Annotated in this window: 11 protein-coding genes; 4 read left to right on the top strand and 7 right to left on the bottom strand. The window is 71.8% G+C overall.

Annotated elements, in window-relative coordinates:
• Positions 1–310: 310 nt before the first annotated feature.
• From ACFVYR_RS37945 to ACFVYR_RS37955, 3 genes are all read right to left on the bottom strand, one after another.
• Positions 311–778, bottom strand: coding sequence for a DoxX family protein (locus tag ACFVYR_RS37945; protein ID WP_384258581.1), 468 nt, complete (start codon positions 776–778; stop codon positions 311–313).
• 165 nt (positions 779–943) lie between these two features.
• Positions 944–1,648, bottom strand: coding sequence for a class I SAM-dependent methyltransferase (locus ACFVYR_RS37950; protein ID WP_384258579.1), 705 nt, complete (start codon positions 1,646–1,648; stop codon positions 944–946).
• A gap of 42 nt (positions 1,649–1,690) precedes the next feature.
• Positions 1,691–2,608, bottom strand: coding sequence for an acyltransferase domain-containing protein (locus ACFVYR_RS37955; protein ID WP_384258729.1), 918 nt, complete (start codon positions 2,606–2,608; stop codon positions 1,691–1,693).
• Positions 2,609–2,794: 186 nt separating this feature from the next.
• Between ACFVYR_RS37955 and ACFVYR_RS37960 the strand changes: the two genes are divergently transcribed.
• Positions 2,795–3,055 (top strand): DUF6343 family protein, encoded by a 261-nt coding sequence (locus ACFVYR_RS37960; RefSeq protein WP_384258727.1) that lies wholly within the window; start codon positions 2,795–2,797, stop codon positions 3,053–3,055.
• Positions 3,056–3,103: 48 nt separating this feature from the next.
• Here ACFVYR_RS37960 and ACFVYR_RS37965 read toward each other — a convergent pair whose 3' ends face one another.
• The 3 genes from ACFVYR_RS37965 to ACFVYR_RS37975 form a co-directional block, all read right to left on the bottom strand.
• The gene (locus ACFVYR_RS37965; RefSeq protein ID WP_384258576.1) at positions 3,104–3,481 is read right to left on the bottom strand and encodes a tetratricopeptide repeat protein; all 378 of its coding nucleotides are present in this window, start codon (positions 3,479–3,481) and stop codon (positions 3,104–3,106) included.
• A 102-nt stretch (positions 3,482–3,583) separates the two neighbouring features.
• Positions 3,584–4,183 (bottom strand): dephospho-CoA kinase, encoded by a 600-nt coding sequence (gene coaE / locus ACFVYR_RS37970; protein WP_384258573.1) that lies wholly within the window; start codon positions 4,181–4,183, stop codon positions 3,584–3,586.
• 35 nt (positions 4,184–4,218) lie between these two features.
• Positions 4,219–5,157: a PAC2 family protein gene (locus ACFVYR_RS37975; RefSeq protein WP_384258570.1), complete on the bottom strand. Its 939-nt coding sequence runs from the start codon at positions 5,155–5,157 to the stop codon at positions 4,219–4,221.
• Between the two features lie 269 nt (positions 5,158–5,426).
• On the opposite strand from ACFVYR_RS37975, the gene ACFVYR_RS37980 reads away from it, so the two are divergent.
• Entirely contained in the window at positions 5,427–6,407 is a 981-nt protein-coding gene (locus ACFVYR_RS37980; protein WP_384258568.1) for a right-handed parallel beta-helix repeat-containing protein, read from the top strand.
• Positions 6,408–6,580: 173 nt separating this feature from the next.
• On the opposite strand, the gene rpsA is transcribed toward ACFVYR_RS37980, so the two are convergent.
• Positions 6,581–8,092 carry a 30S ribosomal protein S1 gene (gene rpsA, locus ACFVYR_RS37985; protein ID WP_384258565.1) on the bottom strand — a complete coding sequence of 504 codons (1,512 nt, stop codon included), beginning with the start codon at positions 8,090–8,092 and terminating at the stop codon, positions 6,581–6,583.
• Positions 8,093–8,446: 354 nt separating this feature from the next.
• On the opposite strand from rpsA, the gene ACFVYR_RS37990 reads away from it, so the two are divergent.
• Complete coding sequence (locus tag ACFVYR_RS37990; RefSeq protein ID WP_384258563.1) at positions 8,447–9,268, top strand: class I SAM-dependent methyltransferase; 822 nt, start codon at positions 8,447–8,449, stop codon at positions 9,266–9,268.
• Positions 9,269–9,272: 4 nt separating this feature from the next.
• Positions 9,273–11,822, top strand: coding sequence for an ATP-dependent helicase HrpB (hrpB, locus tag ACFVYR_RS37995; RefSeq protein WP_384258561.1), 2,550 nt, complete (start codon positions 9,273–9,275; stop codon positions 11,820–11,822).
• The last annotated feature ends 91 nt before the right edge of the window (positions 11,823–11,913 follow it).

Consider the following 11,913-nt stretch of genomic DNA (forward strand, 5'->3'; position numbering starts at 1 on the left):
GCGGCAACGCGGAGCGTTGGCAACCGACGACAACGCCGCAGATGTGCGTGCCAGGCCCCGCGACCCCGGACAGATCCGAAAGACAGGCCCTAGCCGCAGGCAGGTTCGGTCAGCTCGGTCGGCGAGGTCGGCTCGGTCGGCGAGGTCGGCTCGGTCGGCGAGGTCGGCGAGGTCGGCTCGGTCAGAACACCGAAAAGTCTCAGCGACGCGCCCCGTCACCAGGGGCGCGTTGCTGAGACTTTTCGGCGGAGATCGGAGATCGGAGGTCGGAGATCAGAGGTCGGAGGTGGCCCGGACCGCCTCCCTCCACTCACCCCCGCAGGCGGGCGACCAGCTTCGTCGTCTCCTCGCGCCGCGCCCACGCGATCCACGCGAACGGCACGACGAGGATCAGGGGCGTCGCCGCGTTCTCACCGCCGAGCGCGGTGACCGTCACGATGAACGCGCCGGTCATCAGCCCGATGAACGCCGTGGCGGCGAGGGAGGAGAGCAGCGGGATCAGGAGCGCGATTCCGCCGAGCACTTCCAGCGCGCCGATGGTGTACATCCCCGGCGCACCCCACCCGAGCTTGTCGAAGGCCTCGACGGCGGTCGGGTGCGCCATCAGCTTGGGCGCCCCGCTCGCGGCGACGAAGAACACGGCGAGCAGCACTTGCAGGCTCCGCAGGGCGATCCGGGCGCCACGGCTCCGGGCCCGGACGGGTGCGACCGCCGAGGGGGCGACCGCCTCGGCTGCGGCTGCTGCGGGAGCGACGGAAGGGGTGGTGGTGGCGGACATCGCGGTCTCCTCGGTGGGTGGGGCCCGTCGATCCCGCGGGCCGTCGTACTGTCACCCATAGAGACCTGACGTCCACGCGAAACTCATCGGCCGCGAGCCTCATTTCCGACGCCGCCGCGAACCGCACTCCCCACGTCCGCCCACCGGAACCGTCGCGCCCGCGGCTCAGACCACCGGCACCGCCCGCACCCAGGTCCCGTCGTCCGTCAGGTACTTGTCGACCTTGAGGTCCGCCTCCGCGAGGGCGTCCTCGAACTGGCTCCGGGTGAGCGGCCTGGCCCGGAACGTCTGGGTCCATACGGCGTCCGGGAACACGTACTCCGCGCGCACCTCGTTCACCCCGTCGCCGACCGGCTCGGCCGACAGGATCCGGATCGTGTAGCCGGCCGGGTCGACGCGCTCTCTCGGCACATTGGTGTGGTAGTCCTCGCCCTCCCGTTGGATCAGCACGCAGCCGCCGTCCGTGACGTGGTTCCGGCAGGCCCGCAGCATGCCGCGGCGTACCGATGTCTCGCCGCTGTGCACGAGGAACGACGCGAGCATCACCACGGAGAACTTCTCGTCCAGGTCCAGCTTCTCGATCGGGCTCCGTACCGTCCGCACCCCGCCGTCGAGCGCGGCGACCCTCTCCAGCATCTCCGCCGACTCGTCCACGGCGGTCACCCGGAAGCCGCGCTCCAGGAGCGGCCGCGTCACCCGGCCCGCGCCGCTGCCGAGTTCCAGGATGTGCGACCCGGGCGGCACGGCGCCCTCGATGACGTCCGGCTCGTCCCCGACGGACAGGCGCGCGTACAGCTCGACGGCGCAACCGTCCGGCGTGATCGCGCCGGGCCCCGCCCCTTCGTATCCCTCACGCATCTCCAGGCTCATGCCCGCCCAACGAAGCACCTCGCGGCGCCGTTCCCCGCCCGCTCACCCGTCGGCGGCCCGCAGCGGGAACCAGCCATGTCCCATGTACCAGTGGCCGCCCGCCCGCAGATGGTCCCCGACAGCCCGCTCCACCCGCGTCCGCCTGGGCAGTTTGTCCACGGGGAGGTCCCGGTCGCCGAAGACGAAGGCGACGGGGTCGCCGTCCTCCGGCTCCTGGTCATAGTCGTACACAGGGCGGAATCGCGCCTGGTAGCGGACGATGTTCGAGTGCGCGGGCAGGTAGCTTCTCAGCTGCGGGTCGAGCAGCCAGGAGTGGCAGACCGCTGTCTCATATCGTTCGTCGGGGAAGTGCCGCGCGAAGAACTCGCGCGCCAGGGAGATCGACCGGTCGCAGGCCCGCGGCGTCAACGGGCCCCGGAAATCGGTGATGTGCAGGTTCAGGCAGGGGTCCCCGGGGCCCGCGCCGTGCCCGGCCGCGGCCGTCGCGCCGCCCATGCGCCGGCCGAGCACGGCCCGCTGGAACTGCAGCCGCCCCACCTGGTAGAGCTCGCCCCGGAAGTGCAGACCGAGCCATTCCGGTACGAGGAGACCGCGGCCGCCGTGCGCCCTGCGGTGCACCGCGAGGTGACGTCCGAGGTCGGCGAGGGTGTGGCGGGAGACGTCGGCGGGGATGCCGCGGTCGCGGTGGTACGCGCGCACATGCGGCAGCGCCGCCACGTACACGTACACGAAGAAGCAGCGCCCGAGCTCGCCCCACGCCTCGGGCAGCACGGGGGCACGGCCGCCGCGGCCGACCGTCCCCATGTCGCGCACGACGGCGTCCACGCAGCGCTCAAGGAGCCACCGTGCCTCCGGGTCGGCCCACAGCCGGTCGCGGAGCGCCACCAGGGCGTTGATGTCCTCGTGCGGCACCGCGAGGTCGAGCAGCACCTCCGGGAGCTCGTCGGCCTCCGGCAGCACCGCCCGGGCGCGCGGCTCCGGCGCGCTCTCCAGTGCCTCGAGCCACGCGGCGAGCCTTCCGTCGGCCCTGAGCGCGTCCAGCATGTTCCCGCCCACGTTCCGCCCCTCCCCGTCTCCGCTCCCCGTCTTTGCCCTCCGCGTTCCGCCCGCCCTGCTTATCCTGAGAGGAGGAGATGACCTCTCATGATGCGTACAGGCAGTGAACCCATGACCGCGCGCAGTCCCCTGCGCATGCGCCTCTGGTTCAGCGTATGGGGTCTGGCCTGGGCCACCTTCGGTACCGTCGCCTTCGCGCTCACGGGGCGGACGGGGTGGGCGGCGGCGTGCGGGGTGCTGATGCTGGTGGTCGCGGGCGACCTCGCGTGGGTCGTGCACCGCATGCGTCAGGGCCCGCACTACCAGCCGGGCAAGGACGTCCCCCCATACGACCCGCCGAGCAGCCGCTAGAGCCGAGCAGCCGCTCAAGAGGCCCCCGAAGGGGCCTCTCGTTCCGGCTCAGGCCGGGCCGGCGCCGCTGTCGAAGCGGGCCGCGGCCAGGTACTCCGGCTGCGGGTCCAGGGCGGCCGCGAGGCGGAAGTGGCGCCGTGCCTGCTCGCTGCGGGCCCCGCGCTCGTAGGTGCGGGCGAGCGCGAAGTGCGCGAAGGCGTTGTCCGGCTCGCGCTCCAGGACGATGCTGAACTCCAGCTCGGCGGCGCGCAGTTGAGCCGCCGCGAAGAAGGCGCGCGCCCGCAGCAGACGCGCCGCGGTGTTCTCGGGGTGGGCGGCGATGACGGTGTCGAGCAGCTTCACCGCGCCGCGCGGATCCCGGGCGGCGAGAAGCTGCTCCGCCGCACGGAAATCGATGACATGAGTCTCCGGGCTGTTCTCGGACACGTCGTGCTCCCTTTCCTGGCTCACCGGTCCCAACACCCGCCGCGCCCCCGCCTATTCCGGGCTCCGGTCGCCGCTGCACCCCCGGCGCCCTCCCGCGTCCCGTCAGGCGCGTGCCCGGCGCGCGAGCTCCGCCCAGACCTCGGCGACCCGCTCCGCAAGCCCTTCCAGCGGACCGTCGTTGTCGATCACGATGTCCGCGATCTCCAGCCGCTCCTCACGGGTGGCCTGCGCGGCCATGCGCGCGCGGGCGTCGTCCTCGCTCATGCCGCGCAGCCGCACCAGGCGGTCCAGCTGCGTGGCGGGGTCCGCGTCGACGACGACCACGACGTCGTACAGCGGCGCGAGGCCGTTCTCGGTGAGCAGGGGCACGTCGTGGACGACGACCGCGTCCTTGGCAGCGGCTTGTTCGAGCTCGGCGGAGCGGGCCCCCACGAGGGGGTGCACGATCGCGTTCAGTGCGGCCAGCTTCTCGGGGTCGGCGAAGACGACCGCGCCCAGCTTCGGCCGGTCCAGCGAGCCGTCCGGGGCCAGGATCTCCGGCCCGAAGGCCGCGACGACGGCCGCCAGACCGGGAGTTCCCGGCTCCACCACCTCACGCGCGATCTTGTCCGCGTCGATCAGGACGGCACCGGACGCGGCGAACCGCCGCGAGACTTCACTCTTGCCGACGCCGATTCCGCCGGTCAGGCCCACCTTCAGCATGACCGGCAGCTTAGAGCCTGCCTTCGGACCGGGCGCTACGCGTCGCCCTCCCGCTCAGCGAGGAAGCGTTCGAATTCACGGCCGATCTCGTCCGCGGACGGGATGTCCAGCGGCTCGGCGAGCATGTTGCCCCGGTCCTGGGCGCCCGCGGCCGCGTCGTACTGGTGCTCGAGGCCCTGGATGAGGGCGACGAGTTCCTCGTCGCCCTCCTGGATCTGCCGGTCGATCTCGGTCTGGGTGCGGTGCGCCTCGGTGCGCAGGCCGTGCGCGACCGTCGGCAGCACCAGACCGGTCGCGCCGGTGATCGCTTCGAGGACCGTGAGGGCAGCATCGGGGTAGGCGGAACGCGCGATGTAGTGCGGGACATGCGCGGCGACGCCCAGGACGTCGTGGCCGGCCTCCAGGAGGCGGTACTCGACCAGGGAGGCCGCGCTGCCCGGCACCTGCGCCTCGTCGAAGGGGCTGCGGTGGCCGGGGATCAGGTCGGTGCGGTTGCCGTGCGGGGTGAGCCCCACGGGGCGGGTGTGCGGGACGCCCATGGGGATGCCGTGGAAGTTCACCGACAGGCGCACGCCGAGGCGCTCCACGATCTGCTGGACGGCCGCGGCGAAGCGCTCCCACTCGATGTCGGGCTCGGGCCCGGAGAGCAGCAGGAAGGGCGCGCCGGTGGCGTCCTGGACGAGGCGGACGTCGAGCGTCGGCACCTCGTAGTCGCTCCAGCGGTCGCGCCGGAAGGTGAGCAGCGGGCGCCGGGCGCGGTAGTCGACGAGCCGGTCGTGGTCGAACCTCGCCACCACCTGTCCGGGAAGGCTGTCCGTGAGCCGCTCGACGATCTGGTCGCCGGTTTCGCCCGCGTCGATGTATCCGTCGAAGTGGTAGAGCATGACCAGTCCGGCCGATTCCTGGGCGAGCGCCATGTCGACGACGGCGAGGCCCTTCGGCTCCCATGCGTACAAACCCTGCGGATCAAGCACTGTGACCGCTCCTCCTCATGTTCGTAGGGAAGAACAAGCACCGGGGCACGGGCATTCCCGGCCACGCCCGCTTCCTCGGCGCCCCGCGGTGTCCGTATGCGTGAACTCCCTTACCCGGTCCATACCTTGACGCCAACATGGACCGCCTCTACGTTCACCTACGTTCAGGTCCGCACACGGCGTTCACGTAGTAGAACGTCTGGAGAACTCTCCCCCATGCGGACGCCCCCTGCCCGAATCCACCGCCCCCTGACGGGAAGGCCACCCCCATGCGCGCCCGACGAACCCTGCCCACCACGGTCACCGCCCTGCTCGCCGCGACGGCCGCCTCCGGAGCCCTGGCCGCCACCGCGGCAGCCGCACCCGCACCGGCGTCCGCCCGGACCATCGAGGTCTCCACGGCCGCCGAACTGAAGGCGGCACTCACCGACGCCTCACCCGGCGACACGATCCACCTCGCCGACGGCACCTACTCCGGGAACTTCAAGACCTCCGTGGCGGCGGGCGCCAACTCCCGCATCACGCTGACCGGTTCGTCCGATGCGGTGCTCAAGGCCGGTGGCGGTTACGGATTGCATCTGAACGGCGCCGCGTACTGGACGGTGAAGGGCCTCACCGTCACCGGCGGCCAGAAGGGCATCATGATCGACTCCGCGAGGGGTGTCGTCGTGGACGGCGTCACGGTCCACGGCCTCGACATGGAGGGCGTCCACTTCCGCAAGTCGAGCAGGGACGGCGTGCTCAAGAACTCACGTATCCACGACACCGGGAACGACGGCCGCGGCATGGGAGAGGGCGTCTACGTAGGCACCGCCAACACGCTCTCCGACAAGAGCGACAACGTCCAGATCCTCGGCAACACCATCGGCCCGGACGTGGGCGGCGAGGCCGTCGACCTCAAGGAGGGCACCACCGGCGGCAAGGTCTTCGGCAACACCTTCGACGGCAAGGGTCTGACCGGCGCCCACTTCGACGACTCGTGGGTCGACGTGAAGGGCAACGACTACGTCATCGAGAACAACACCGGCAAGAACACCACGAACAACGGCTACGAGACCCACACCCAGCAGTCCGGCTGGGGCTGCGGCACGGTCTTCCGCGGCAACAGGTCGACTCTGACGGGCGCGACGGGCGACAAGCAGCTGGCCATCAACGTCACGAATCGGAGCGGCAGCTGCAAGACGACGGTGTACGCGAACAACACGGTGTCCGGCGGCCGGGGCCTGACGAACATCCCGGTCACGCCGTAGAGGGCAAGTCCCGCCGTAGAGGGCAAGTCCCGCAGGGACGAGCCCTCCAGGGGCGCGGGAAACTGCGCGACGACCCCCACAGCCCCGCACCCGGGCCGGGACGCACAACGGGCCCGCACCCCCGAAGGGATGCGGGCCCGCAGTGTTCAGCTACAACCGCCTAGAGGCGAGCCTCAGCTCTGGCCACCGGCAAGCTTCTCACGAAGCGCGGCAAGCGCCTCGTCCGAAGCCAGCGCGCCGGAGTTGTCGTCCGACTCCGAGGAGTACGAACCGCCGCCGCCACCGCCGGACGCGGCCGGAGCGGCGCCGGCCGGAGCCGCCGCACCCTCGGCCTCGGCCTGGGCGTCGGCCTCGCGGGACTTGATGACCTGGGCCTGGTGCTGCTCGAAGCGCGTCTGCGCCTCGGCGTACTGGGTCTCCCAGGCCTCGCGCTGGGTCTCGTAGCCCTCGAGCCAGTCGTTGGTCTCGGGGTCGAAGCCCTCGGGGTAGATGTAGTTGCCCTGGTCGTCGTAGGACGCGGCCATGCCGTACAGGGTCGGGTCGAACTCGACGGCCGACGGGTCGGCGCCGAAGGACTCGTTGGCCTGCTTCAGGGACAGCGAGATCCGGCGACGCTCGAGGTCGATGTCGATGACCTTGACGAAGATCTCGTCGTTGACCTGGACGACCTGCTCCGGGATCTCCACGTGGCGCTCGGCCAGCTCGGAGATGTGGACCAGGCCCTCGATGCCCTCGTCGACGCGCACGAACGCACCGAACGGAACGAGCTTGGTGACCTTACCGGGGACGACCTGCCCGATCTGGTGCGTACGGGCGAACTGCTGCCACGGGTCTTCCTGCGTCGCCTTGAGCGACAGGGAGACACGCTCGCGGTCCATGTCCACGTCGAGAACCTCGACGGTGACTTCCTGGCCGACCTCGACAACCTCGGAGGGGTGGTCGATGTGCTTCCAGGAGAGCTCGGACACGTGGACGAGACCGTCGACGCCACCGAGGTCCACGAACGCACCGAAGTTGACGATCGAGGAAACGACGCCGGAGCGGACCTGGCCCTTCTGCAGGGTCGTGAGGAAGGTCTGGCGGACCTCGCTCTGGGTCTGCTCGAGCCAGGCACGGCGGGACAGGACCACGTTGTTGCGGTTCTTGTCCAGCTCGATGATCTTGGCCTCGAGCTCCTTGCCCACGTAGGGCTGGAGGTCGCGGACGCGGCGCATCTCGACGAGGGAGGCCGGAAGGAAGCCACGGAGGCCGATGTCGAGGATGAGACCACCCTTGACGACCTCGATGACGGTACCGGTGACGATGCCGTCTTCTTCCTTGATCTTCTCGATCGTGCCCCAGGCACGCTCGTACTGAGCGCGCTTCTTGGACAGGATCAGACGGCCTTCCTTGTCCTCCTTCTGGAGAACCAGGGCCTCGATCTCGTCGCCGACCTTGACGACCTCGTTCGGGTCGACGTCGTGCTTGATCGAGAGCTCGCGGCTCGGGATGACGCCTTCGGTCTTGTAACCGATGTCGAGCAGGACCTCGTCCCGGTCGACCTTCACGATGACGCCGTCGACGATGTCGCCGTCGTTGAAATACTTGATCGTCTCGTCGATCGCGGCGAGGAAGGCTTCCTCGTTACCGATGTCGTTGACCGCTACCTGCGGGGTGGTGGCGGTGGTCTCGGTGCTGCTCGTCATGTGGGTTAGGGCTCCGGTACGGACATTGAAGTCGTAGGTACTGCAACGCCGGGAGCCGATTTCGATCTGCAGAAGCCGGACAGCCTAGGAAGCGCGACTTCCGCAAGCGAAAGGCGCCTCGACAACCGAGGGGACATGCAACAGACACGAGCGCAGCCTGCTACGTCTGAGGAGCGCAGGCTCGCAGCGCAACTTGTAGCATACGGGGGCAGCCGGACAGGGTCAATGCGCGAAGGCGCACACCCGGGGCGGATCGCCGCATACCCGGCACAAAACCTGTCGCATGAGGCCACACGGGCCGTACCGCGCCCCCTTCGCGACGAGGTCCGACGAGAAGTACGGAAGATTACGACGATGGAGCCGATCATCCAAGAATCCGAGCCGCCCGAGCCCGAGGCCACCAGGCGTGACGCCGACGTGACCGAGAGCAGCCGCGCCAACCGCGCCTGGTGGGACCGCAACGCCGACGACTACCAGGTCGAGCACGGCACGTTCCTCGGGGACGACCGCTTCGTGTGGGGCCCGGAGGGACTCGACGAGGTGGAGGCCGAATTGCTCGGCCCGCCCGAGGAACTCAAGGGCAAGGACATCCTGGAGATCGGTTCCGGCGCCGCGCAGTGCTCGCGCTGGCTTCTCGCACAGGGCGCGCGCCCCGTCGCGCTCGACCTCTCGCACCGCCAGCTCCAGCACGCGCTGCGGATCGGCGGGAACGTACCGCTGGTGCAGGCCGACGCGGGAGTGCTGCCCTTCAGGGACGGCTCCTTCGACCTCGTCTGCTCCGCCTACGGCGTGATGCCCTTCGTCGCCGACCCCACCCTGGTCCTCAAGGAGGTGCGGCGCGTCCTGCGGCCCGGCGGCCGGTTCGTCTTCTCCGCCACCCACCCCATCCGCTGGGCCTTCCCCGACGAGCCAGGACCGGAGGGCCTCTCCGTGGCGGCCTCCTACTTCGACCGCACTCCCTATGTGGAGCAGGACGAGGAGGGCAACGCCGTCTACGTGGAGCACCACAGGACGATCGGCGACCGCGTACGGGACATCGTGGCCGGCGGCTTCCGGCTCGTCGACATCGTGGAGCCCCAGTGGCCCGCCTGGAACACCCAGGAGTGGGGCGGCTGGTCGCCGCTGCGCGGAAACCTGATCCCGGGGACGGCCATCTACGTGTGCGTACGAGACTGAGTGCGTGACCGCTCCTCGTAACGACGCCCTCGATCTGCCCGTACGCGACGCGCTGCCCGCCCTCCACTCCGCTCTGGAGGGGCCGGGCAGCGCCGTGCTGTGCGCCCCGCCGGGGACGGGCAAGACGACGCTGGTGCCGCTGGCGCTCGCCGGATTCCTGGCCGGTCTCCTCGACGGCGCCGATGACGTCGTACGTCGCGTCGTCGTCGCCGAGCCGCGGCGGATCGCCGCACGGGCCGCCGCACGGCGGATGGCGTGGCTCCTCGGCGAGAAGGCCGGGGAAAGCGTCGGCTACACGGTGCGCGGCGAGCGGGTCGTGGGGCCCTCCACGCGCGTGGAGGTCGTCACGACGGGTGTCCTGCTCCAGCGCCTCCAGCGGGACCCGGAGCTGGCCGGCGTCGACGTCGTCATCCTCGACGAGTGCCACGAGCGGCACCTGGACGCGGACACCGTGGCGGCGTTCCTGGTGGACGTGCGGGCTGCGCTGCGGCCCGAGCTGCGCCTTGTCGCGGCGTCCGCGACGACCGACGCGGAGGGCTGGGCGCGCGTCCTCGGGGGCGCTCCCGTGGTGCGGGCGCAAGGTGTCGCGCATCCCGTGGAAGTCGTCTGGGCGCCGCCCCCGCGCGCGGTACGGCCGCCGCACGGCATGCGGGTGGACCCCGCGCTGCTGGCCCATGTGGCCTCGGTGGTCCGCCGGGCGCTGGCCGAGCGGGACGGGGACGTCCTGTGCTTCCTTCCCGGGGTCGGGGAGATCGCACGGGTGGCCGGGCAGTTGACGGGGCTCGGCGACGTGGAGGTGCTCCAGGTGCACGGGCGGGCCCCGGCCGCGGTGCAGGACGCGGTGCTCGCCGGCGCGCCGGGGCGCCGGGTGGTGCTCGCCACGGCGGTGGCCGAGTCGTCCCTGACCGTGCCCGGGGTGCGGGTCGTCGTGGACGCGGGCCTCGCCAGGGAGCCGCGGGTCGACCACGCGCGCGGGCTGAGCGCGCTGACGACCGTGCGGGCCTCGCAGGCGGCCGGGCGGCAGCGGGCGGGCCGGGCAGGGCGTGAGGCTCCGGGGGCCGTCTACCGGTGCTGGGCGGAGGCGGAGGACGGGCGTCTGCCGCGCTTTCCCGCGCCGGAGATCAAGGTGGCCGACCTCGCCGCGTTCGCCCTGCAGACGGCGTGCTGGGGCGATCCCGACGCCACCGGGCTCGCGCTCCTCGACCCGCCGCCGGGCGGCGCCATGGCGGCGGCGCGAGACGTCCTCGTGGCGGTCGGGGCGGTGGAGGCGGGCAGCGGCCGTGCCACGGAGCGGGGGACGCGGATGTCCCGGGTGGGCCTGCACCCCCGCCTGGCCCGTGCCCTCCTCGACGCGGCACCGCGTGTCGGCACCCGGCGGGCGGCGGAGGCGGTGGCGCTGCTGAGCGAGGAGCCGCCCCGCGAGTACGGGGACGACCTTGCGGGCGCCTGGCGGGCGGCGCGGCGGGGCGCCGACTCCTACGCGGCGCGGTGGCGGACCGAGGCGAGGCGGCTGGCCTCGTCGGTGCCGGGCGGGCCCCGCGGAGCCGGTGGCGGGAGTGACGAGCAGGTCGCGGGGCTGGTGGCCGCGCTGGCGTTTCCCGAGCGGGTGGCCCGCGGCGTGGGCGGCGGAACGTACCTCATGGCGGGCGGCACCCGGGCGGAGGTGCGGCAGGGCTCCGCGCTCTCCCAGGCGCAGTGGCTCGCGGTGGCCGTGGCCGACCGGCCGGTGGGCGCGGGGCACGCGCGCGTGCTGCTCGCCGGGCACATCGACGAGGACGTCGCGCGGGACGCTGCGGCCCCGCTGTACTCCGAGGGCGACGAGGTGGCCTGGGGCGACGGTGAGCTCGTGGCGCGGCATGTGGAGCGGCTTGGCGCCGTGGAGCTGGTGGTGCGCCCGTTGCGGGACCCCGATCCCCGGCTGGTGCGGGAGGCGTTGCTGACCGGGCTGCGGGAGGCGGGCACGGGGCTCCTGAACTGGTCGCGGGGCGCCCGGGAGTTGCGGGAGCGGCTCGCGTTCCTGCACCGGCACCTCGGGGCGCCCTGGCCCGACGTGTCGGAGGACGCCCTCCACGCGCGCGTGGAGGAGTGGTTGGAGCCGGAGCTGTCCCGGGCGCGGCGACGGGCGGATCTGGCGAGGATCGACGCCGGGCAGGCTCTCGCGCGGCTGCTGCCGTGGGCCACGGGCGAGGCCGTCCGCCTCGACGAGCTCGCCCCGGAGCGGCTCGAGGTGCCGAGCGGATCCCGGATCCGGATCGACTACTCCGATCCCGGTCAGCCCGTACTGGCCGTCAAGTTGCAGGAGATGTTCGGGCTCGCCGAGACGCCGGAGATCGCGGGCGGCACGGTGCCGATGGTCGTACACCTCCTGTCACCCGCGGGCCGGCCCGCCGCCGTCACCTCCGATCTCGCCTCCTTCTGGCGGACCGGCTACCGCGCGGTCCGCGCCGACCTGCGTGGCCGCTACCCGAAGCATCCGTGGCCGGAGGACCCCGCGACGGCCGAACCGACCCGGCACACGAAGGCCCGGCAGGCGGGGCGGGGCGCGGGGGGTTAGAGCCTGTGTCATATCCCCGGTCGGATCAGTGGGCGTCGTCTGGTGCGTGCGATCGCAAGGCGCCGGGAAGTCCTTGTAGCGGAGCTACTAG

The sequence above is a fragment of the Streptomyces sp. NPDC058284 genome (assembly GCF_042881135.1).
Taxonomy (GTDB): Bacteria; Actinomycetota; Actinomycetes; order Streptomycetales; family Streptomycetaceae; genus Streptomyces.